Source organism: Massilia putida (assembly GCF_001941825.1).
Taxonomy (GTDB): domain Bacteria; phylum Pseudomonadota; class Gammaproteobacteria; order Burkholderiales; family Burkholderiaceae_D; genus Telluria; species Telluria putida.
In genome coordinates this window covers 2,950,314-2,973,384 of the sequence record NZ_CP019038.1, presented here as the reverse complement: position 1 = coordinate 2,973,384, position 23,071 = coordinate 2,950,314, and the positions used below count along the sequence as shown (strand labels likewise).

Annotated in this window: 17 protein-coding genes; 11 read left to right on the top strand and 6 right to left on the bottom strand. The window is 67.4% G+C overall.

The genetic code is table 11. The annotated features are described in order from the left end of the window. Window positions 1–33 precede the first annotated feature (33 nt). From BVG12_RS15400 to waaF, 3 genes are read left to right on the top strand one after another with little or no spacing between them, the layout of a single operon-like run. Window positions 34–1,287 (top strand): O-antigen ligase family protein, encoded by a 1,254-nt coding sequence (locus BVG12_RS15400; RefSeq protein WP_075793166.1) that lies wholly within the window; start codon window positions 34–36, stop codon window positions 1,285–1,287. Next, window positions 1,280–3,010 carry a lipid A export permease/ATP-binding protein MsbA gene (msbA, locus tag BVG12_RS15395; protein ID WP_229503891.1) on the top strand — a complete coding sequence of 577 codons (1,731 nt, stop codon included), beginning with the start codon at window positions 1,280–1,282 and terminating at the stop codon, window positions 3,008–3,010. The genes BVG12_RS15400 and msbA overlap by 8 nt, the downstream gene beginning before the upstream one ends. Next, window positions 3,007–4,074, top strand: coding sequence for a lipopolysaccharide heptosyltransferase II (gene waaF / locus BVG12_RS15390; RefSeq protein ID WP_083685077.1), 1,068 nt, complete (start codon window positions 3,007–3,009; stop codon window positions 4,072–4,074). Before msbA ends, waaF begins: the two co-directional genes overlap by 4 nt. 188 nt (window positions 4,075–4,262) lie before the next feature. Here waaF and BVG12_RS15385 read toward each other — a convergent pair whose 3' ends face one another. Further along, window positions 4,263–5,207, bottom strand: a complete 945-nt coding sequence (locus tag BVG12_RS15385) for a DUF535 family protein (RefSeq protein WP_075793163.1) — start codon at window positions 5,205–5,207, stop codon at window positions 4,263–4,265. Window positions 5,208–5,439: 232 nt separating this feature from the next. Then, on the bottom strand, window positions 5,440–7,692 hold the full coding sequence (locus BVG12_RS15380) for a family 1 glycosylhydrolase (protein WP_075793162.1): 2,253 nt from the start codon (window positions 7,690–7,692) through the stop codon (window positions 5,440–5,442). 188 nt (window positions 7,693–7,880) lie between these two features. Here BVG12_RS15380 and BVG12_RS15375 point away from each other — a divergent pair, with 188 nt between their 5' ends. After that, on the top strand, window positions 7,881–8,117 hold the full coding sequence (locus BVG12_RS15375; RefSeq protein ID WP_075793161.1) for a hypothetical protein: 237 nt from the start codon (window positions 7,881–7,883) through the stop codon (window positions 8,115–8,117). Between the two features lie 156 nt (window positions 8,118–8,273). On the opposite strand, the gene BVG12_RS15370 is transcribed toward BVG12_RS15375, so the two are convergent. After that, complete coding sequence (locus BVG12_RS15370; RefSeq protein WP_075793160.1) at window positions 8,274–9,782, bottom strand: class I adenylate-forming enzyme family protein; 1,509 nt, start codon at window positions 9,780–9,782, stop codon at window positions 8,274–8,276. 109 nt (window positions 9,783–9,891) lie between these two features. Between BVG12_RS15370 and BVG12_RS15365 the strand changes: the two genes are divergently transcribed. The 7 genes from BVG12_RS15365 (at window position 9,892) to BVG12_RS15335 (ending at window position 19,315) form a co-directional block, all read left to right on the top strand. Then, window positions 9,892–11,568 carry an OFA family MFS transporter gene (locus BVG12_RS15365; RefSeq protein WP_075793159.1) on the top strand — a complete coding sequence of 559 codons (1,677 nt, stop codon included), beginning with the start codon at window positions 9,892–9,894 and terminating at the stop codon, window positions 11,566–11,568. A 98-nt stretch (window positions 11,569–11,666) separates the two neighbouring features. After that, window positions 11,667–13,370, top strand: coding sequence for an NAD(P)H-dependent oxidoreductase subunit E (locus BVG12_RS15360; RefSeq protein WP_075793158.1), 1,704 nt, complete (start codon window positions 11,667–11,669; stop codon window positions 13,368–13,370). Further along, on the top strand, window positions 13,367–16,177 hold the full coding sequence (fdhF, locus tag BVG12_RS15355) for a formate dehydrogenase subunit alpha (RefSeq protein ID WP_075793157.1): 2,811 nt from the start codon (window positions 13,367–13,369) through the stop codon (window positions 16,175–16,177). Before BVG12_RS15360 ends, fdhF begins: the two co-directional genes overlap by 4 nt. After that, complete coding sequence (locus BVG12_RS15350) at window positions 16,174–17,040, top strand: formate dehydrogenase accessory sulfurtransferase FdhD (protein WP_075793156.1); 867 nt, start codon at window positions 16,174–16,176, stop codon at window positions 17,038–17,040. The genes fdhF and BVG12_RS15350 overlap by 4 nt, the downstream gene beginning before the upstream one ends. A gap of 9 nt (window positions 17,041–17,049) precedes the next feature. After that, window positions 17,050–17,760, top strand: coding sequence for an ABC transporter permease (locus BVG12_RS15345; protein ID WP_075793155.1), 711 nt, complete (start codon window positions 17,050–17,052; stop codon window positions 17,758–17,760). After that, complete coding sequence (locus tag BVG12_RS15340) at window positions 17,757–18,488, top strand: energy-coupling factor ABC transporter ATP-binding protein (protein ID WP_083685074.1); 732 nt, start codon at window positions 17,757–17,759, stop codon at window positions 18,486–18,488. The genes BVG12_RS15345 and BVG12_RS15340 overlap by 4 nt, the downstream gene beginning before the upstream one ends. Before the next feature lie 17 nt (window positions 18,489–18,505). Next, window positions 18,506–19,315, top strand: coding sequence for an ABC transporter substrate-binding protein (locus BVG12_RS15335; protein WP_075793154.1), 810 nt, complete (start codon window positions 18,506–18,508; stop codon window positions 19,313–19,315). Between the two features lie 109 nt (window positions 19,316–19,424). Here BVG12_RS15335 and BVG12_RS15330 read toward each other — a convergent pair whose 3' ends face one another. The 3 genes from BVG12_RS15330 to BVG12_RS15320 form a co-directional block, all read right to left on the bottom strand. Then, entirely contained in the window at window positions 19,425–20,528 is a 1,104-nt protein-coding gene (locus BVG12_RS15330) for a glycosyltransferase family 9 protein (RefSeq protein ID WP_075793153.1), read from the bottom strand. Window positions 20,529–20,829: 301 nt separating this feature from the next. Then, window positions 20,830–22,305, bottom strand: coding sequence for a ribonuclease G (gene rng / locus BVG12_RS15325; protein WP_075793152.1), 1,476 nt, complete (start codon window positions 22,303–22,305; stop codon window positions 20,830–20,832). Between the two features lie 143 nt (window positions 22,306–22,448). Next, a complete protein-coding gene (locus BVG12_RS15320) occupies window positions 22,449–23,069 on the bottom strand; it encodes a Maf family protein (RefSeq protein WP_075793151.1) in 621 nt (206 codons plus the stop codon). Window positions 23,070–23,071 lie beyond the last annotated feature (2 nt).

Below are 23,071 nucleotides of genomic sequence, written 5' to 3'. Positions count from 1 at the left end.
CCTTAGGGGCATGAGTATCCCACAAGAACATCAATGAACAGTAATCCGACGAATACGAGGGAGCCGATGCGGGTCTGGATCGGCACCCTGGCCTTCCTGTTACCCTTTTCGAGCCTCGTCACCTCGTTCGGCGTGAATCTTGCCAGTTTTCTTTTCCTGGTCAGCGCTTTGATTTTGCTCAAGCCGAGCCGTGATGCGCTCGTGCGCCACTGGCCGGAGGTGCGCTGGGTCGTGCTAGCCTTCCTGCTGCATTTTCTGTTCGTGCTCGCCTGCGCGCTGCTGCGCGGCGACAAGATGAATGTGGTGGAAAAGCCTGTGCGCACCTTGTTGTCCGTGACCGTGCTGGCCGCCGTGGTGGCCAGCCGCGCGCCGCGCCGGGCGCTGTGGTGGGGCGCGAGTGCCGGCGCGGTGGCGGCGCTGCCGTTCATCGCCTGGCAGCGCTTCGTGCTGCACATCGACCGGCCGGGCGGATTCATCAATTCGATCACGTTCGGCGACCTCGCCATGCTGCTCGCGCTGCTGGCGCTGGCCGGCGCGATCGACATGCGCGACCGTCCGCGCGACGCGCTGCTGGCCGGCGTCGGCGCGCTGGCGGGCCTCGCCGCCTCTGTGCTGACCGGCACCCGCGGCGGCTGGGCGGCGCTGGTGCTGGCGGCGCTCGTGCTGGGACGCCATGTGGGCCGGATCGACAGCCGCCGCGGGCGCGCCCTGCTGGCGGTGGGCGTGGCCGTGCTGGCGGCGGCGTGGTTCACGCCGGTGCTCGGCGTGCAAGAGCGCTTCGCCGAAGGCGTCCACGACGCCCGCATCTGGTACGAGGGCGGCACGGTGTGGACCAATGTCGGCACCCGGCTGGAATTGTGGAAGGGCGCCGTCATGCTGATCCGCGAACACCCGCTGTTCGGCATGGATTTCGAGGCCTGCCGCGCCCGCCTGGCCGAGTATGCGCAGGCCGGCCGGCTCGATCCGATGGTGCTCGAGCTGCCGCACCTGCATAATGATGGGCTGCAGGTGCTGGCGACGGGCGGTGTGATCGGTTTCATGATCTGGGCCGCCACCCTGGCCGCGCCCCTGCGGTTTTTCCTGCGCCGGCTGGGGCGGGAATCGGAACAGGATGCGCGCGCGCCGCAGTTCGCGGTCGCGCTGGCCGGGGCGCTCGTGGTGCTCGGCTATGTCGGCTTCGGCCTGACGGAAGTGATTTTCTGGTCTATGAAGGGCAGTCTGTTCTATGCGCTCATGGTGTTCCTGCTCATGGGCTTCTGCCTGAATGCGAAAGAAAAAATTGGATAACAGTGTCATCATCAAGCGCCTGTGGGCGATCCTGAAACCCTATCGCGGGCGCGCCTTCCTGTCGCTGCTCGCGATGGCGTTGACGGCCGCCACCCAGCCGTTGCTGGGCAAGGCCCTGCAACTGCTGATGGATATGGGTTTCAAGAACAAGGTGCCGTTCAGCTTGTGGTGGATCCCCGGCGTGCTGGTGTCGATCTTCGTCCTGCGCGGCATCGGCACGTTCGCCACCGCCTATTACAACAACTGGGTGCTGTCCCGCGTCCTGAACGACTTGCGCGCCCAGGCCTTCGCACGGCTGCTGCGCCTGCCGGTCGCGCGCTTCCACGAAGAGTCGACCGGCAAGGTGATCAACACCGTCGTCGGCGACGTGCGCCAGGTCGTGGACATGATCAACTCCGTGTTCATCTCGTTCGTGCGCGACGTGCTGGTCGTCATCGGCCTGCTCGGTTCGCTGCTGTGGCTGAACTGGAAGCTGACCCTCGTCGCCATCGTCGTCGTGCCGCTGACCGCGGTGATCGTGCGCACGACGAGCCGCCGCCTGCGCCACCTGAACCGCGAGAACCAGCGCGTGACGGCCGAGATGACCCAGGTCGTCGAGGAAGCGGCGCGCGGCCACCAGGTGATCCGCGTGTTCTCCGGCGAGAAGTACGAAAACCGCCGCTTCTACCTGCGCAGCGAGGCGTTGCGCGGCTTTTCGCAGCGCATGACGGTGGCGTTCGCGGCCACGACGCCCGTGACCCAGATCGCCACGTCGCTGGCGCTGTCGCTCGTGGTGGTGCTGGCGCTGCGGGCCGACATGACGGTGGGCGAATTCACCCAGTTCGTCACCTTGATGCTGATGCTCCTGACGCCGCTGAAGGCGCTGGCCGAAGTGAACGGCCCGATGCAGCGCGGGATCGCCGCCGCCGAAACCGTGTTCGAACTGATCGACGCGCCCGTCGAGCACGACCCCGGCACGCGCACCCTCGCGCGCGCGCAAGGCCATGTGCGCTTCGACCACGTGAAGTTCCGCTACCCGAACGCCCAGTCGCTCGCGCTGGACGACGTTTCGCTGGACGTGAAGCCCGGCCAGACCGTCGCGCTGGTCGGCATGTCGGGCGGCGGCAAGTCGACGTTCGTGAACCTCGTCACGCGCTTCTACGAGCCGGAAGCCGGCCGCATCCTGCTGGACGGCATTCCGTACCAGGACATCAAGCTGGCGTCGCTGCGCGCCCAGCTGGCGCTCGTGAGCCAGAACGTCGTGCTGTTCGACGACACGCTGCGCGCCAACATCGCCTACGGCGCCGAACACGTCGACGAGGCGCGCCTTGCCGCCGCCATCCACGCCGCGCACCTGATTGACGTGGTCGCGCGCCTGCCGGAAGGCGTCGACACGATGATCGGCGAGAACGGCATGCGCCTGTCCGGCGGCCAGCGCCAGCGCGTGGCCATCGCGCGCGCCATCTACAAGGATGCGCCGATCCTGATCCTGGACGAGGCCACGTCGGCGCTGGACAACGAATCGGAACGCGCCGTGCAGGCCGCCCTCGATACCCTGATGGCGGGCCGCACCACGTTCGTCATCGCGCACCGCCTGTCGACGATCGAAGGCGCGGACCTGATCGTCGTGATGGAACACGGCCGCATCGTCGAGCAAGGCACGCACGACGAATTGCTCGCCCGGAGCGGCATGTACGCCAACCTGTACCGGCTGCAGTTCTCCGCCTTGGTGGAAGAAACATGAGTGGGGAACGAGAGATGCGGGCGCGGACCCTGGTCATTTCGCCGAACTGGATCGGCGACGCCGTGATGGCCCAGCCCCTGCTGCGCCTGCTCAAGCAGGCCCACCCGGAGCGCGCCATCGACGTGCTGGCGCCGCCGCAGGTGGTGCCCGTGTGGCGCCGCATCCAGGAGGCGGACGACATCCTGGTGACGCCGTTCCGCCACCGCGCCCTGCAGCTGGGCGAGCGCTGGCGCTATGCGCGCCTGCTCAAGGAACGCGGCTACAGCGACGCCTATGTGCTGCCCAACACGCTGAAGTACGCGCTGATCCCGTGGCTGGCGCGCATCCCGCGCCGCGTGGGCTACAAGGGAGAAATGCGCTACGGGATGGTCAACGTCATGCACCACGACGAAACGCCGCCCCGTTCGATGGTGCCGTTCTACGCGGCCCTCGCGCGCGAGCCCGAGCTGCCGCTGCCGGGCAAGCTGGCGCGTCCCTATCTCGTCGTCGGCGGGGAAGAGACGGAGCAGGTCGGGAAACGCCTGGGCGTGGACCTCACGCGCCCGCTCGTCGCGTTCGCGCCGGGTGCGGAATTCGGCATCGCCAAGCGCTGGCCGCCCGCGCATTACGGGCTGCTTGCCGCGAAGGTCGTCGACGCCGTGCCGGGCGTGCAGGTCGTGCTGCTCGGCTCCCCGAACGACCGCGAGGCGTGCGAGCAGGTGCAGCAGCACGCCGGCGCGGCCGGTTCCGCGGTGCTGAACCTGGCCGGCCAGACATCGCTCGACGACGCCATCGCCCTGCTGGCGCAGGCGAGCGCGGTCGTCTCCAACGATTCAGGATTGCTGCACATCGCGTCGGCGCTGAACCGGCCCGTGGTGGCCTTGTACGGCTCGACGGATCCGGATTACGCGCCGCCGCTGTCGGAAGTGGCGCGGACGGTGTCGCTGCGCCTGGAGTGCTCGCCGTGCCGCAAGCGCGAGTGCCCGCTGGGGCATCACGATTGCATGAACAAGATGAGCGTGGAAAGGGTGTGGAGCGAACTGGTGCCGATTCTGATGCCGGCGCGGAATGATGCGGTAGCCTGAATCGTCATTCCCGGCATTGCCGGAAATGACTCCACGCGAAAGCGGGACAGCGGGACAGCGCCACCGGCGCTATCCCTCATGCTGAGCAGCTTCGATCGGGCAGTATGGATTCCCGTTTGCGCGGGAATGACGTAACTTTTTTCGAAATTTTATTCCGGACGCCGGTGGACAGTGCCGGGAATGACGGTTTATGGTCGCGCGCGCAACGCCACGCACACCTCGTCGGCAAGCCGGCTCACCACCTCATGCCGCTTGCGCGCCTCCGACCGTTTCTTCGACGGAATGCTGTCCAGGTCCGGCGCCGCCACCGGCGCGCAATCGAGTTCCCAGTCGCCGTCCTGCCGTTGGCGTGCGCCCAGTTCTTGCCACAGCTGGTCGTAATCGGCCAGCACGCGGCCGTGGCGGATCGCCTTGTAGATCACGCGGTTGCGGTTCGAGACCATCAGCATGCGTTCGCAGCCGTATTCGTGTCCCAGCTGGCGCACGAGAGTCGCCATCAATTGCTTGGGGCGGATGCCGTGCAGTTCGCGCGTGGCCGTGCGGATCGCCTCGCGCGCGTCTTCCGTCTTGCCGCCCTGGATGCAACCGATGCTGACGGCCGGGCGGCCGTCGCGCGGCGCCACCGTGAACGCCACGGTGAACAATGCCTTGTCGTCCTGGGTCAGCTGCAGCACCAGTTCGCCCTCGCGGTCGAACATGTTCACGGTGCGCAGCTGGATCTGGTAGGGCACACCGCTTTTACCTGCCGCCTCGGCCAGCACGACGGGACCGAGGCTGGCGCGCGCCAGCGTCTGGCCCAGGCCGCGCCGGAACATCAGGTCGTAGTGCGCGCGGATCGCTTCCAGGCGCGCGTTCGCATCCAGCACGTGGCTGATGTAAGGGCGGTACACCTTGTACAGGAAGCGTGGGCAGTTGCGCACATATTCCGAGAACGCCGGGTGCGAGTTCAGCAGATGCAGCCAGCGCGGCGTCTGGCGCGGGTGCAGAACGGCCCGCAGCTGGATCTTGGCAAGCTCGCGCACCGACTTGAAGCCGGTCAGGTGCGGCGGCACGGCCGAGCGCAGGGTCACGGACGGGGAGGCGGACGCGATCAGCCGCTCGGTCCAGCCATGTTCTTCGCGATAGAGTTTCATGTCCGCCGTCCGGCCGCAGCGACAAGGAAGAGCGGGCAGTAGCCAGCATAGGTGCCGGACACCACGGGTAGCGGCTGGCAAGGGAAGTCGGACATGTCGGTCACACCACGGTTGCGTAAAGTAACGCCAAGTAACGTAGTGTATCTAAAGAACTCCCTCCGGTAAATAAGCTTGCATCAGATTTAAGGGCGCGCTAGCACAGCCGTGTTGGAAAACACACGGCTGTGGCTTTTCAGCTGGCGTAATGTGCCGATTCGACGTTGTCCGCCCGTTCCGCCGCCGTCTCGCGCTCGCGCAGGTAGCGGGCCAGCGCATCGTCGAAGGACGGCAGCAGCAGGCCGCGTTCGCTGCTCATGGCGCTGTTGCGCGGACGCGCCGCACGCAGGCCGAGTTCTTCGGTCGTGCGTTCTTCCAGCCGGCCGTCGTCGACCCCGGCCGCCGCGCAGGCGCACCTGGCCAGGTCGGCCCAGCTCATCGCGGCGCCGTTGGTCAGGTGCCAGAGGCCGGATTCGCGGTCGATCAGCAGGTCGAGGCAGGCGTTGACGAGGTCCGGCACATACGTCGGCGACACGACCTGGTCGCCCGCCGCCGCGAACGGCCGGCCCGCGTCGAGCGCGTCGAGGGCTTGCGTGACGAAGTTGTGCTGGTCCCACGGACCGAAGAAGGCGCTCGTGCGGATGACGAGGGCTTGCGGGTCGGAGTCGAGCACGCGCCGCTCCGCGTCGGCCTTGCTGCGGCCGTACACGCCCAGCGGCGCCGGCTTGTCGGATTCCACGTACGGGCGGTCCAGCGTACCGTCGAACACGAGGTCGCTGGAAAACGTCATGAAGCGCAGCGCGTGGCGGATGGCGGCCAGCGCCAGCACGGTCGGGCCGTGGGCGTTCTCGCGCATGCAGCGGTCGATGTCGCCCTCGGCATCGTCGACGCGCACATAGCCGCCCGCATTGATGATGGCCCACGGCTTGAAGCGCACGATCGCCGCCTCGACGGAGGCCGGATCGGCGATGTCCATCTCCTGGCGCGTGAGCACGTGGTACGCGAGATTGCGCCGCTCGCAGATGCGGGCGAAGGCGCGGCCCAGCGTGCCCGTCGCGCCCGTGATCAGGATCGGCTGCGGGAACGTCGAGCGGAACGCACCGCGCTCGGCGATGTCGGCCACGGCCGTGCGCGTCGCGACCGGCTTGGCGAGGAAACGGCCCGGACGGCGCCACCAGCCCTGGCCCTGCAGCACCGGATGCGAGAGCGGACGGCCGCTGGCCAGTTCGCGCATCAGGTTCGCGACCGCGGTCGGGCGGGGTTGCGGGCCGCGCACGTCGAACGGGCCGGGCTCGTAGTAGCCGCGGCATTCCGTGACGAGGCAGTTCCAGTCGAACGAGCCGAGCAGCGCCCACACGGTCACGGCGCGGATGTCGGCGCCGCCCTGCTGCACCTTCTTGGCCGCGTTCCAGATTTCCACGAGCCAGCGCAGCTGATCTTCGCGGTTGGCGTCGATGTGCGCCTCGGTGACGGCGACGGGCAGACCGTAGCGGTCCCACGTCTCCTGCAGCAGCGGGCCGATGCCGGGCGTCGGCGTGGCCAGCACGCGCGGGCATTCGATGTCGGCGTGCGGGATGCCGCGGTAACGGGTGCGGTGGCTTTCCGGATAGCGCTCCGCGCGATGGTCGAGCCAGCGCTCGCTCGTGATGTAGTAGTTGACGCCGATGATGTCGGGCGGGCAGGCATTGTCCTTGAACCACAGGAGCTCGTCGGCGTCGGCGCCGTTGTCGAGCAGATAGTCCCACAGGGCGTGACCGGGGTCGATCTTCCCGCACAACATGTCCCACGCCAGCCAGCGGCGCTCGTTGAAGAAATTCGCGATCTCCGCCATCTCAGGCGTGCCGTACGTGCGCGACAAGTCGTCGGTCTGGACGAGCTTCGCATTCGGGTTTACGGCGCGGATCGCGCGCATCGACAGCACGACGGCGCGGCATTGGTTGATGAGGGCGCGGATAAAGCCTTCCTCGCTCGTATCGTGCGGATACCATACGCCGTTGAGCCCGGAGAAGCGGGCCGTCGTGCACGGTTCGTTGACGGGCGTCCAGTACTCGACCCACGGATAGCGGCGCGCGACGGCGCCCGCATACTCGGCCAGTTTCTCGGCGAAGTCGGGGGCGACGAGGCTCGTGTGGCGCGGGCCGCTGCCGTGGTGGATGAGGCCGACGATGGGCGTTACGCCCAGCTGTTGCAGCACGGGCAGGCGTTCGTCGGACCACGACCAGTCGGCAGAGTCGATGCCGTCGGGAGCGGTCCGTTCCCACAGGACGGGGTAGCGGATGGCGCGGATACCGAGCGAAGCGAACCGCTCCAGGTCTTGAAGCCGTTCGGCATGGCCGTTGCGTTCCATTTGGGAGAAGTACTGATCGCGTACGCGGTTGACGGTGCATTCGAGGCCGCCCCACAGTTGGAGCGGAGAGCTTGCTGGCTGGATATGACTGTTGAAATTCATGTGCTTGTCCCGCTGTTGATCCAAGACGTAAGCCTAGTCGGCGAGCCCGGCTTCTTGTGTGGGATGGCGAACATATAGGCCGGATTTAGGACAAGTCCTACGTACTATCGGTAATGGCTATGACGCGGAACGCGCTCGTCTTGACACGCCGCGCGTGCGCCCACACGATGCGTTCAGGAGGAAAGCACATGTACATGGTGTACTGGACGATCGAGGACGGGGACCGCCAGACCCCGCACGCGCAACCGTTCGCGACCACGCAGATGGTGGAGGCGATGCGCTTCATGGAAGACCTGCGGCGGCGCCAGCGCGAAGGCGAGGGCGTGCGCTTCGTGACGATGTGTTCGGAGCATCCGGACGTCGTGGGGCATCCGGGGGTGGATGTGACGGGGCCGGAGTACAACTGGAAGAAAAGGCGGAGGTAGCCGGATGCCACGTCATTCCCGCGCATGCGGGAATCCATGCTGAGTCCCCGAAGTCAGGCCCCAAACAATATGCTGGAGTGTCCGACGCACCGAATGCCGTTGCTCAGCATGGGGATAGCGCCGGTGGCGCTATCCGCCTTCGCGGGAACGACGAGTTCAGAGGTTAGCGGCTCTTTCCTTTAGCACATGCTTGAGCACCTTCCCGTTCGCCGCCGCCGGCAGCGCATCCATCATGACGATCCGCGCCGGCCGCTTGTACGGCGCCAGCCGTTCTGCGGCCCAGGCGCGCAGCTCGGCCTCCGGCGGCGGCCGGCGCGGGTCCGGCTGGACAAACGCGATGACTTCCTCGTCGCCGTCGGCGACCGTACGGCCCACGACGGCCGACTGCGTCACGCCCGGGTGCGCGTTCAGCACCGTCTCCACTTCCAGCGGAAACACATTGAAACCCGACCGGATGATCAATTCCTTCGTGCGGCCGACGATGAATAAGGCGCCGTCCCCATCGCGGCGCGCCATGTCGCCCGTGTTCAGCCAGCCGCCGGGGCGCAGCGCCGCGTTTGTTGCCGCCGGGTCGCGGTAGTAACCCCGCATCAGGTTCGGTCCACGCACCCACAATTCTCCCGCCTCGCCATCCGCCAGGTCGCGCCCCATCTTGTCGACGACGCGCGCCTCGACGCCGGGGATGGGTTGTCCGACGGACGTGTCGGCGCGCGGCGCATCCAGCCGGGTCTGGCTCACCGTCGGCGCCGCCTCGGACAGACCGTAGCCGTTGTGCAGCGGTACGCCCAGCAGGCGCTCGACGGATGCCTTCAATACCGGATCGAGCGGCGAGCCGCCCGCGTATGCGAAGCGCAGGCGCGACGGCAGCCGGGTGTCGGCGCCGACCAGTTCCAGCAGCCGCGCATACATCGCGGGCACGCCCTGTACGATCGACAGGCCGTCGTCGCGGATGGCGGACAGCATGCCCTCGGGCGTGAAGCGCGGCACCAGGTGCAGGCAGGCGCCCGCGCTGAGCGTGCCCAGCATTACGGACGTCAGGCCGTACACGTGCGAGATCGGCAGCACGCCCCAGGCACGGTCGGCCGGGGCGAGGCCGCGCAGGCGGCTGGAGACGGCGGCCACGAACAGCAGGCTGCGGTGGCTCAGCATCACGCCTTTCGGCTTGCCGGTGGTGCCCGTCGTGTAGACGAGCGCGGCGACGTCGCCGTCCTGTTCCGGCACGCAGTCGTCGTTGCGCGGACCGACCATGATGCCGTCGTCGAGCACGGCGTGCGCGCGGGCGGCGTGCGCGGCCGCGTCAAGCGAGACGGCTGCCGTGTACAGCGCGATGCGTGCGCCGCTGTGCGTGCGGATCGCGTCCAGCTCGGGCGCGGTGAGGCGCGGGTTGACGTTGACGATCCACGCATCGACGCTCGCGGCGGCGAAGATCAGCGCGACCTGGTCCGCGCAATTCTCGCTCGCCAGCAGCACGCGGTCCCCCGGCCGCACGCCGTGCGCGCGCAATTGCGCGGCGCGGCGGTCGACGAGGTCGACGAGGTCGCGGTAGGTTAGCAGGCGGCCGGCGTCGACGAGGGCCGGCGCATCCGGCGCGCGCGCGCATGCATTTCTCGGGATCGCGTCGATGCGCGCGGGCAGCGCGGCCAGCAGGGAAGGGATGTCGCTCATCGTAAACCTTGTAAATATTTGGCAATGCGCGCACTCATGATACGCTCGCGTTGCAGTAAAAGTTTCCGTAAGTATACGCTCTGAACAACAACATTCACGGAGGGGACATATGGCTTTACTGGATAAGCTGGACAAGGAACACACCGTCGCGCAGCCCGGTTTCAACCGCTGGCTCGTGCCGCCCGCCGCGCTTGCGATCCACCTGTGCATCGGCATGGCCTACGGGTTCTCGGTGTTCTGGCTGCCGCTGTCGAAGGCGGTCGGCATCAAGGAATCGATCGCCTGCCCCCCCAGCATGAGTTTCCTGGCCGAGATCACCGCGACGACCTGCGATTGGAAGATCTCGATGCTGGGCTGGATGTTCACGCTGTTCTTCGTGTTTCTGGGCTTGTCGACCGCGCTGTTCGGCGGCTGGCTCGAACATGCCGGGCCGCGCAAGGCCGGCGTCGTGTCGGCCCTGTGCTGGTGCGGCGGCCTCGTGATCTCCGCGCTGGGCATCTATTCTCACCAGATCTGGCTGATGTGGCTCGGCTCGGGCGTCATCGGCGGCATCGGTCTCGGACTCGGCTACATCTCGCCCGTCTCGACCCTCATCAAATGGTTCCCCGACCGGCGCGGCATGGCAACCGGCATGGCCATCATGGGCTTCGGCGGCGGCGCCATGATCGGCGCGCCGCTGGCCGACCGCCTCATGAAGCACTTCGCCACCGCCACGTCGGTGGGGGTGTGGGAGACGTTCCTCGCGCTGGCCGCGATCTATTTCGTCTTCATGATGGGCGGCGCGCTGTCGTACCGCGTGCCCGCCTCGGGCTGGACGCCGGAAGGCTGGACCCCGCCGGCCGCCAAGGGTTCGAATGCGATGATCACCCACCGCCACGTGCACGTGAGCCGCGTGTGGTCGGTGCCGCAGTTCTGGCTCGTGTGGCTGGTGCTGTTCCTGAACGTCTCGGCCGGCATCGGCATCCTGGCGATGGCGTCGCCGCTGCTGCAGGAAGTGTTCGGCGGCCGCCTGATCGGCGTCACGGCCGCCTTCAATGACCTGAACGCGGCGCAGAAGGCGCAGATCGCGACGATCGCGGCCGGCTTCACGGGCCTGCTTTCTCTTTTCAACATCGGCGGCCGCTTCGCCTGGGCCTCGTGCTCGGACTACATCGGCCGCAAGGCCACGTACTTCGTGTTCCTCGTGCTGGGCTTCGTGCTCTACGCATCGATTCCCGCGCTGGCGCATGGCGGCCACCTCGCCCTGTTCGTCGTTTTCTTCTGCATCATCCTGTCGATGTACGGCGGCGGCTTCTCGACCGTGCCGGCCTACCTGGCCGACCTGTTCGGCACGCAGATGGTGGGCGCGATCCACGGCCGCCTGCTGACCGCCTGGGCCGCGGCCGGCGTCGTCGGCACCAGCCTGATCAACTACATCCGCGAGTACCAGATCGCCCATGGCGTGCCGAAGGCGCAGGCGTATGATACGGTGATGTATGTGCTGGCCGGCCTCCTGGTGCTGGGCTTCCTGTGCAACCTGATGGTGGGCCCGGTGGCCGCGCGCTACTTCATGAGCGAGCAGGAGCTGGCGGACGAAAAACGCCTGGCGCATGAGCGCGACGGCGCGCCCGGCCGTGCCCCCGCAGGCACACCCGGCGTGGCCGGCATCGCCGGCGGCGCGGCCGTGGCGCTGCCCGTCGCGACTGGCAACCCGCTCGTCGCGATGCTGGCGTGGGCCGTGGTCGGCGTGCCGTTGCTGATCGGCGTGTGGATCACGCTGCAGAAGGCTATCGTGTTGTTCAAGTGATGGATGTGTAAATGCCGGTTGAACGCGTGGGCACCCCGTGCCCACGCGTTCAACCGGCTTCGATGCGGCCGCTCATTCAACATAACGCAGGATCGACCATGAACCACCCCGTCATCCCCATCGCCGCGCAAGCCCCGAGCCGCCAGCGCAAACGCGAGGCACCCAAAGGAAGGCGCGTCGACCCGCAGGCCGTCGCCGACGTGCGGGCCGCGCTCGGTGAGGCGCCACGCCGGCGCGACCTGTTGATCGAGCACCTGCACAAGATTCAAGACCGCTACGGCGCCTTGTCCGCGCCCCATCTCGCCGCGCTCGCGCAGGAATTGAAGCTGGCGCAGTCCGAGGTCTACGAGGTGGCCACGTTCTACCACCATTTCGACGTGCTGCGCGACGGCGAGGATGCGCCGCCGGCGCTCACCGTGCGCGTGTGCGCCGGCCTGTCCTGCGAACTGGCGGGCGCGCGCGACCTGCTGGACCGCCTGCCGGCCATCCTCGGCACCGAAGTCCGCGTGCTGGCCGCGCCCTGCATCGGCCGCTGCGACAAGGCCCCGGCGGCGCTGGTCGGGCAGCGGCCCGTCACGCACGCCAGCCTTGACGCGGTGCGGGACGCCGTCACCGCGCGCGCCACCGGCGACCGGCACGAAGGCCACATCGATTACGACGCCTACCGCGAGGCGGGCGGCTACCGCTTGCTGCGCGCCTGCACCGAAGGACGCTTCGATCCCGAGAGCGTGATCGTGACCCTGATGGCGTCCGGCCTGCGCGGCCTGGGTGGCGCGGGCTTTCCGGCCGGGCGCAAGTGGCGCATCGTGAGGAACGAACCGGGGCCGCGCCTTATGGCCGTCAACATCGACGAAGGCGAGCCGGGCACGTTCAAGGACCGCCACTATCTCGAACGCGATCCGCACCGTTTCCTCGAAGGGGCGCTCGTCGCCGCATGGGCCGTCGGCATCGAAACGATCTATCTTTACCTGCGCGACGAATACCACGGCCTGCGCGCCATGCTGGCGCAGGAGCTCGACCGGCTGCGCGCCGATCCGCCCGTGCCGGACATGCCGGAGATCGTCCTGCGCCGCGGCGCCGGCGCGTACATCTGCGGCGAAGAGTCCGCGATGATCGAATCGATCGAGGGCAAGCGCGGCATGCCGCGCCTGCGTCCGCCGTACCTGGCGCAAGTGGGCCTGTTCGGGCGGCCCACGCTGGAACACAACCTGGAGACCTTGCACTGGGTGCGCGACATCCTCGAACGGGGCGCCGAATGGTTCACGAACCAGGGCCGCCACGGCCGGCGCGGGCTGCGTTCGTTCTCGGTGTCGGGCCGCGTGCGCGAGCCGGGCGTGAAGCTGGCGCCGGCCGGCATCACGATGCAGGAACTGTTGCATGAATATTGCGGCGGCATGCAGGACGGGCACACGTTCTATGCCTACCTGCCGGGTGGCGCGTCGGGCGGCATCCTGCCGGCAAGCATGGCCGACATCCCGCTCGATTTCGACACCCTGCAGCGCTACGGTTGCTTCATCGGCTCGGCCGCCGTCGTCGTGCTGTCCGACCGCGATACCGCCCGTGCCGCCGCGCTGAACACCTTGCGCTTCTTCCGCGATGAATCGTGCGGCCAGTGCACGCCGTGCCGCGCCGGCACGGCGAAGGCCGTCGCGCTGATGGAGCGGGACGTCTGGGACACGGCGCTGCTGGCCGAGCTGTCGCAGGTGATGCGCGACGCGTCGATCTGCGGCCTGGGTCAGGCCGCGCCGAATCCATTCGATTGCGTCATCCAATACTTTCCGCACGAGCTGGAGGCCTCATGAACGCGAACGTGCCGACCGTGACCTTCGAGATCGACGGCCGCGAAGTCCAGGCCAAGGCCTTCGAGACCCTGTTCGACGCGGCCGCCCGCGCGGGTATCCCATTGCCGCACCTGTGCCACAAGGACGGCCTGGAGCCGGCCGGTAACTGCCGCGCGTGCGTGGTGGAAGTCATTGGGGAACGCACGCTGGCGCCGTCGTGCTGCCGCCATCCGGCGCCCGGCATGAAGGTGCGCACGGACAGCGACCGCGCCGTCGCGGCCCGCAGGATGGTGGTGGAACTGCTGCTGTCCGACCTGCCGGAAACAAGCCGCAAGCGCGACGACGAGGTCGCGTACTGGGCCGATCAACTGGGCGTGGGTACGCCGCGCTTCCCCGCCACGCGCGCGGTGCCGCCGGCGGACGTCAGCCATGCGGCCATCGAGGTGAACCTCGACGCGTGCATCCAGTGCACACGCTGCGTGCGCGCCTGCCGCGACGAGCAGGTCAACGACGTGATCGGCCTCGCGGGCCGCGGCGAGAACACCCACATCGTGTTCGACCAGGGCGATCCGATGGGCGCCTCGACCTGCGTGGCCTGCGGCGAGTGCGTGCAGGCCTGTCCGACGGGCGCGCTGGCGCCGGCGCGCGGCGCGGCGCTCGCCGTGCCCGACAAACAAGTCGATTCCGTCTGCCCGTATTGCGGCGTGGGTTGCCAGCTGACGTACCACGTGAAGGACAACCGCATCGTCCGCGTCGAAGGCCGGGATGGCCCCGCGAACCACGGCCGCCTGTGCGTGAAAGGCCGCTACGGCTACGACTACGCGCACCACCCGCAGCGCCTGACCACGCCGCTGATCCGGCGCGAGGGCGTGCCGAAACGCGGCGACTTCACGATAGACCCGGACCGCGTGCTGGACGTGTTCCGCGAGGCGACGTGGGAAGAAGCGCTGGCCGCGGCGGGCGGCGGCCTCGCGCGCATCCGCGACGCGCACGGCGGCCGGGCGCTGGCCGGCTTCGGCTCGGCCAAGGGCAGCAACGAGGAAGCGTACCTGTTCCAGAAGCTCGTGCGCACGGGCTTCGGCAGCAACAACGTCGACCACTGCACGCGGCTGTGCCACGCGTCGTCCGTGGCCGCGCTGCTGGAAGGGATCGGCTCCGGTGCCGTGTCGAACCCCGTGATGGACGTGACGCGGGCCGAGGTGGTGCTCGTCATCGGCGCCAACCCGACCGTCAACCACCCGGTGGCCGCCACGTGGATGAAGAACGCGGCGCGCACGGGCGTGAAACTCATCGTGGCCGACCCGCGCCGCTCCGACCTCGCGCGCCACGCGCACCGCTTCCTGCAATTCAAGCCGGACACGGACGTCGCGCTGCTCAACGCGATGATGCACACGATCGTGGAAGAGGGCCTGGTCGATCCGGCGTTCATCGCCGACCGCACGAGCGGTTACGACGCGCTCGCCGCGAACGTCGCGCACTACAGCCCGGAAGCGATGGCGCCCATCTGCGGCATCGACGCCGAGACGATCCGTTACGTGGCGCGGCTGTACGCGACGGCCAAGGGCGCGATGATCCTGTGGGGCATGGGCGTGTCGCAGCACGTGCACGGCACGGACAATGCGCGCTGCCTGATCGCGCTCGCGCTGATGACGGGCCAGATCGGCCGCCCCGGCACGGGCCTGCATCCGCTGCGCGGCCAGAACAATGTGCAGGGCGCGTCGGATGCGGGCCTCATCCCGATGATGTATCCGGACTACCGCCGGGTCGACGATGCGTCGGCGCGGGCGACGTTCGAGGCCGCGTGGGGGCAAAAGCTGGACGGTAAAGCGGGCCTGACGGTCGTCGAGATCATGGACGACATCCTCGCCGGCGGCGAGGACAGACTCCGGGGCATGTACATCATGGGCGAAAATCCGGCCATGTCCGACCCGGATGCGAACCATGCGCGCGAAGCCTTGGCGGCGCTGGAACACCTCGTCGTGCAGGACATTTTTCTCACCGAGACGGCCTACTTGGCCGACGTGATCCTGCCCGCATCCGCCTTCGCCGAAAAGACGGGCAGCTTCACGAACACGGACCGCGTCGTCCAGCTTGGCCGTCAGGCGCTCGACCCGCCCGGCGACGCGCGCCAGGACTTGTGGATCATCCAGCAACTGGCGCGCAAGCTCGGCCTGCCGTGGGACTACGCCGGGCCGGCCGACGTGTTCGACGAGATGCGGCTGCTGATGCCCAGCATCGCCGGCATCACGTGGGACCGCCTGGAGCGCGACGGCTTTGTGACGTATCCGTGCCGCGCGGAGGGCGATCCGGGCGAGCCCGTCGTCTTCACGGAGACGTTCCCGCGCGAAGGCGGCCGCGCGCGCTTCGTCCCGGCCGACATCATCCCGGCCGACGAGCGGCCCGACACCGAATACCCCGTCGTGCTGATCACGGGCCGCCAGCTCGAGCACTGGCACACGGGCAGCATGACGCGCCGCGCCGGCGTGCTGGACGCGCTGGAACCGGACCCGGTCGCGCTCGTGCACCCGCTCGACCTGGAGGCGTTGGGTGGCAGGCCGGGCGACGTGATCACGATCGCGTCGCGCCGCGGCGAGGTCGCGCTGTACGCCAGGGCCGACGACGGCACGCCGCGCGGCGCCGTGTTCGTCCCGTTCTGCTATTACGAGGCGGCGATCAACCGGCTGACGAATGCGGCGCTGGACCCGTTCGGCAAGATCCCGGAATTCAAGTATTGCGCCGTGCGCGTGCAGCTGGGCGGCCATGTCGCACACCAGGGTTCCTACGGTGGCGGCCAGATTTTGGGCGACATGGCACAATTGCAGACATGACATCTTTCTATCGTCCCCAGCTGTCCCAGACCAGTGCCGGCCTCACGCATCCCGTGACGGCCATCGACGAGCGCGGGCGCCGCGAGACGCTGCATATTCCGGCCGAGCGCCCGCTGACGGTCTACGTCGACAAGCGCGAGCTCGTCACCTTGATGACGCTGGGCGCGGCGCCGGAAGCGCTCACGCTGGGCTATCTGCGCAACCAGCGCCTCGTGCGGTCGCTGGACGACGTCGTATCCGTGCAGGTCGACTGGTCGGTGGATGCCGTGGCGGTGGTGACACGCGGCGGCATCCAGGATGTCGAGGCGCGTACGGCGAAGAAGGTCGTCACGACGGGTTGCGGCCAGGGTTCCGTGTTCGGCGGGCTGATGGACGAAGTCGACCGCATCGTGCTGCCGCCCGACGCGCGTTTGAAACAGTCCGTCGTGCATCGCATCGTCGAGACGGTGCGCTCCCAGCAATCGGTGTACAAGCAGGCCGGCTCCGTGCACGGCTGCGCGCTGTTCACGAACGCCGGCGAACTGCTGTGGTTCATCGAGGACGTGGGCCGCCACAACGCCGTGGACGCCATCGCGGGCCTGATGTGGCTCGAAGGGATGGAGGGCGCCGACAAGGTCTTTTATACGACGGGCCGCCTGACGTCCGAGATGGTGATCAAGGGCGCGCAGATGGGCATCCCGTTTTTGCTGTCGCGCTCCGGCACGACGCAGATGGGGCATGCGGTGGCGGAGCAGGTCGGCATGTCGCTGCTGGCGCGCTGCAGCGGCCACCACTTCCTGCTGCTGCCCGGGGAAGAGCGCCTCGTGTTCGAGCCGGACTGGCTCGCCGCCCTGGAGACGGCGCGCACCTTGCGGACGGCCTGACGTTCGCCTATGAATGACATTGCGGATGCCGTTCAGCGCGCCTTCGCGCTGCTGTTCACGGGCGACCCAAGCCTGTGGCGCATCGTCTGGGTGTCGCTCAAGACGAGCATCGTCGGCCTGCTGCTGGCCACCCCGCCCGCCATCCTGATCGGCTACGTCGTCGCCATGCGGCGCTTTGCCGGACGGCGCATCGTCATCTGGCTGGCGCAGGCGGCGCTGTCGCTGCCGACCGTCCTGATTGGCCTGTTGCTGTATCTGCTGCTGTCGCGCCACGGGCCGCTGGGCGGCCTGCAATGGCTGTTCTCGCAGCCGGGCATCGTGTTCGGCCAGTGCGTCGTCGCGCTGCCCGTGCTGCTGGCTTTTACGCTGGCGGCCGTGCAGGGGCTCGATCCGCGCTACGCCGAGACCGCGATCGCGCTGGGTGCGTCGCCGCTGCAGGTGATGGTGCGCGTGTTGCACGAGGCGCGCTTCGGCGTGATGGCGGCCGTGCTGTCCGGTTTCGGCCGCGTGATCTCGGAAGTCGGCTGCGCGCTGATGGTGGGCGGGAATATCGAAGGCGAGACGCGCACGATCACGACCGCGATCGCGCTGGAGACGAGCAAGGGCGAGTTCGCCCAGGGCATCGCGCTCGGCATCGTGCTGGTCTCGATTGCGCTGCTGATGAACGGCGCGCTGATGCTGCTGCAGGGCGACGCCCACACGGTCCGGGAGCGCGCATGAGCATCGGCATCCATGCGCAGATCACGGCGGCCGTGTACGAGAACGCGAACGCGCCGCAACGCGACGAGCGCCGCAAGGCCCTGCTGGGCGTGCGCGGGCTGCGCAAGCGCCACGGCGAGCGCAAGCTGTTCGACATCGACCAGCTCGAGATCGCGACGCACAGCGCGTACGTGCTGACGGGGATGAACGGCGCCGGCAAGAGCACCCTGCTGCGCGTGCTCGGCGGCCTGGAGCGGGCCGAGATCGACAGCCTGCGCTTCGCCGGCGAGGACGTCCTGCGCGTGCACCCGTACCCGCGCGCGCTGCGCCGGGCCATCGTCTACGTGCACCAGCATCCGATCCTGTTTTCGACGAGCGTCGCCGACAACATCGGCTACGGCCTCGTCGTGCGCGGCGAGCCGCCCGCGGCCGTGCGTCCCGTCGTCGACGAGGCGATGGCGTGGGCCGGCGTGGCGCATCTGCGCGACACGGATCCGACCAAGCTGTCGGGCGGCGAAAAGCAGCGCGTGGCGCTGGCGCGCGCGAAGGTGCTGCAACCGCGCCTGCTGCTGCTGGACGAGCCGACGGCCAACCTGGACGGCGCCGCGCGCGAACAGGTGATCGCGCTGATCCCGACGATGGTCGACGCGGGCAGCAGCATCGTCATCGCCTGCCACGACCGCGACCTGATCAACCTGCCTGGCGTGCAGCGGCTGAAGCTGCGCGACGGGCATCTCGAATACCGCTGATACCACAAGGAGAAACCATGCAACGCCGTTCCATCCTCGGCTTTATCGCCTGTTTGACCGTCGCGACGCCGTTCGCGCAAGCGCAGTCCGACAAGGTGCTGCGCCTGTCCACCACCACCAGCACCGAGAACTCGGGCCTGCTGGGCTACCTGCTGCCGGCCTTCGAAGCGAAGACGGGCATCAAGGTCAACGTGATTTCCGTCGGCACCGGCAAGGCGCTGGAGCTGGGCAAGAACGGCGACGTCGACGTGACGCTCGTCCACGCCCGCAAGCTGGAAGACAAATTCGTGGCCGAAGGCTGGGGCATCGACCGCCACGACGTGATGTACAACGACTTCATCGTCGCGGGCCCGACCGCCGACCCGGCCGGCGTGAAGGGCAGCCACGACGTGATCGCCGCGTTTAAGAAGATCGCGGCGGCCAACGTGAAGTTCATCTCGCGCGGCGACAATTCGGGCACGGACGTGATGGAGAAGAGCTACTGGGAGCAGGCCGGCACCCGGCCGGCGGGCGCCAACTACGTGTCGGCCGGCCTGGGCATGGGCGAAGTGCTGAACATGGCGGCCGAGATGGGGGCGTACACCCTGACGGACCGCGCGACGTACGGCGCGTACAAGGTCAAGACGGGCCTGGCCGTTCTCGTCGAGGGCGACAAGCGGATGTTCAATCCGTACGGGATCATCGCCGTGAACCCCGCGAAGCACAAGGGGATCAACTACAAGGGCGCGAAGGCGCTGATCGACTGGATCACGTCGCCGGAGGGGCAGGCGAAAATCGCATCGTTCAAGCCGGCGGGGGAGCAGTTGTTTTTCCCGGACGCGAAATAAACCCATGTTCATGCGTGCGTCGGATGCGTGGACGGCTCGGCCGTCCACGCGTTCAACGAAAAACAAAAGGCCGCAAATGCGGCCTTGTCGGAATCAAAAACGGCAGGCGTCACGCCAGCGCGTGCATCACCGCATCCACCGGAATCGCCTTGACCCAGTCCCGGCGCTGATCGGCCGTGATGACGGTGCTGTTGGCCTTGTCGACGGGCGCCCATTCCGGCGTCTTCTGGCGCATCAGCGCGACGACCGGCACGCCGACGGCGTTCGCCAGGTGCATCACGGCCGTTTCCACCGACACGATCAGGTCGCACTGCGCCAGCATCGCGGGCAGCTGGAAGAAGTTCTCGTTGGCGCTGAACAGCTCCGTGCGGTCCAGCTGGCGGCGCGTCAGCATGGCCTTCACGTTGTCGACTTCCTGCGGCACCGCGTTGACGATGAAGCAGGCGTCGCGCCATTCCGGCTGCTCGCGCATCGTCTCGATCAGTTCTGCCACGCGCTCGACGGGCCAGCAGCGCTTGCGCGTCTTGGCGAACGGGTTGATGAAGACGAGCTTGCCCCGGCGGCCGTCGAAGCCCCACTCGCGCAGGCGCGCCTTCGCGCCAAGGGCGAATTGCTCGGGGATGTGCACGAACGGGATGCGCTCGGCCGGCGGGATGTCCACGGCGGCCAGCTGGCGGAACCATTCCGCATGCACGTCGCTGATGTGCGGAGCACTGGTGCGGTCGGCCACGTCCGGGTCGAGGCTGGCGTCGAGCTTGCGGAAGCTGAACCAGTGACGCAGGCCCAGGAGGCCGAGCGGCTTCTTGAGGCCGAACACGAAGCCGTCCGGGCTGATCTCGCGCGCGAGGTCGGCGTAGAAGTGCGGACGCAGGGTGCCCAGCGAGACGACGATCGGATAGTGTTCCTGCTGCGCTTCCTTGACGGACGCCTGGAACAGCTCGGGCGAGTAATTCTGCTTGTACACCTTCTCGATGAAGTCGCAGGCGTCGAGCCAGTCGTACAGGACGTTCTTTTTCAGGTGCGGCCACTGCGACGCGTCGCTCGTGCGGCGGACCTCGTCCACCCACAGGTGCAGTTTCAGATGCGGGTAGGCGCGCGCGAACGCCTGGAAGCAGTTCTGCAAATACGTGTAATCGCCCAACGCCAGGTGGGCGATGAACAGGATCTTGTCCGATGTCTTCAGCAGATCGGAAGGAATGAGAGGTACGTTCATTGTCTCTTACGGGTCGCCTGCCAGTTGTTGTCCGACGCCGCCAGCGGTGTATCAGAGTCTGCGATCAGCAGCGCTAACCGGTCGGCTGGCTGCGCATCCTAAGTGTGGTGGGGATGCACACTACCGCCAACTCTCGAAATCTTCAATAAATTGTCTCGAATTGTAGTCCAAACCGGGACGCTGCGTTGCCCCCAGCCATATTTTTAGACGCATTGTCATGCGCGAGCAACAGCTATTGAACAGGATGACAAATCCTTGTCCGGAAGCCGGCGAAACTGGCGTATTAAATTGACATCGGACGTCACATCAGGATGACGTCGTACTGCTCCTGATGATAGCCCCGCTCGACCTGCAGCGAAATCTTCTTGCCGATGAAATCGCCCAGCATGGCCAGGTGCTGCGATTCTTCTTCGAGGAACAGGTCGACCACTTCCTGCGACGCGACGATGCGGAATTCGCGCGGGTTGAACTGCTTGGCCTCGCGCAGCAGCTCGCGCAGGATTTCGTAGCAGATCGTCCGGCTCGTTTTCACCTGGCCCTTGCCGCCGCAGGCGGGGCAGGGCTCGCACAGGATGTGGGCCAGCGATTCGCGCGTGCGCTTGCGTGTCATTTCGACCAGGCCCAGCGCCGAGAACCCGCTCACGGACACCTTCGTGCGGTCGCGCGACAGGGTTTTCTTGAGCTCCGCGAGCACGGCGTTGCGGTGCTCGTTGTTCTCCATGTCGATGAAGTCGAGGATGATGATGCCGCCCAGATTGCGCAGCCGCAGCTGGCGCGCGATGGCGTGCGCGGCTTCCAGGTTCGTCTTGAAGATCGTGTCGGCGAAATTGCGTCCGCCGACGAAGCCGCCCGTATTGACGTCGATGGTCGTCATCGCCTCGGTCTGGTCGACGATCAGGTAGCCGCCCGATTTCAAGTCCACGCGCCGGCCCAGCGCGCGCAGGATCTCTTCTTCGACGCCGTACAGGTCGAACAGCGGCCGCTCGCCCGTGTAATGCTGCAGGCGCGACAGCACGCTGGGCGTGTACACCTGGGCGAATTCGACCAGCTTCAGGTAGTTCTCGCGCGAGTCGACGAGGATCGCGGCCGTCTCGTCGTGGACGAAGTCGCGCAGCACGCGCTGGGCCAGGCTCAGGTCCTGGTACAGCAGGCTCGTCGCGGGGCGCGTGCGCGCGCCCTTCGTGATCGCGCCCCAGGTCTTGCGCAGGTAGTCGATGTCGGCGGCGAGGTCGGCGTCGGACGCGTCCTCGGCCTGCGTGCGCACGATGTAGCCGCCGTTCTCGTCCGGCGGCAGCAGGCCCGCGAGGCGCGCGCGCAGGGCTTCGCGCTCGGATTCCTTCTCGATCTTTTGCGAGATGCCGATGTGTTTATCCTGCGGCAGATAGACGAGCATGCGGCCGGCGATGGAAATCTGCGTGGACAGGCGCGCGCCCTTCGTGCCGATCGGGTCCTTGATCACCTGCACGGTCAAGACCTGGCCGTCGAACAGGATTTTTTCGATGGGGGTCGGCGACGCGCTGCTGGCGCCATTGCTGCCGTCGTGCGGCTTGGCTTCCCAGATGTCGGCCACGTGCAGGAAGGCGGCGCGTTCCAGGCCGATGTCGATGAAGGCCGACTGCATCCCTGGCAGCACGCGCACGACCTTGCCGAGATAGACATTCCCGGCGAGGCCACGGGTGAGCGTGCGCTCGATGTGCAGCTCTTGTACGGCACCCTGTACCACCAGCGCGACCCGTGTTTCTTGCGGGTTGATATTGATCAGGATGTCTTCGGTCATGTGGCCAGGTTTTAATTGTTGTCCAGGGTCACATCATACACGCAGGGTGGGGTATGTGAGGCCGGTGGCCTCACATACGAACGTGCCCACGCGTTACGCCAACGAACGGCATTCATTTGAGTTGAGGCCCCGGCCTCGAATGCCTACAAAACGCTGAGGCCCGCTTTCTGCAATAACTGCGCCGTCTCGAACACGGGCAATCCCATGATGCCGGAATGGCTGCCTTCGATATGCTCGATGAACAGGGCGGCCAAGCCCTGGATGCCGTAGGCGCCCGCCTTGTCGTAGGGCTCGGGCGTGGCGCAGTATGCCTCGATCATGCCCGGGGTCAGCTTCGCGAAACGCACGTCCGACACCTGCGTCACCTGCTCGAACACGTCGGTGTAGTGCAGGGCGACCGATGTCAGCACCTGGTGCGTGCGGCCCGACAGGCGTTCCAGCATGGCGATGGCTTCCTTGCGGTCCGTCGGCTTGCCGAGGATCTCGCCGTCGATGGTGACGGTCGTGTCGGCCGACAGCACGGGGCGCAGCGGCATGCGGCGCAAGTGCAGCACGTTCCACGCGAACGCGCCTTTTTCGCGCGCCACCCGGGCCACATAGTCTTGCGCGGGCTCGCCCGCGAACGTGTCTTCGCTGACGTCGATGCCCCGTGCCGGGTCGGTGCGGAGGCTCAGGATGTCGAAGTCGATGCCGACCTGGCGCAGCAGTTCGCGCCGGCGCGGGCTCTTCGAGGCGAGGTAGATTTTCTTGTCGAGCTGTTTCATCG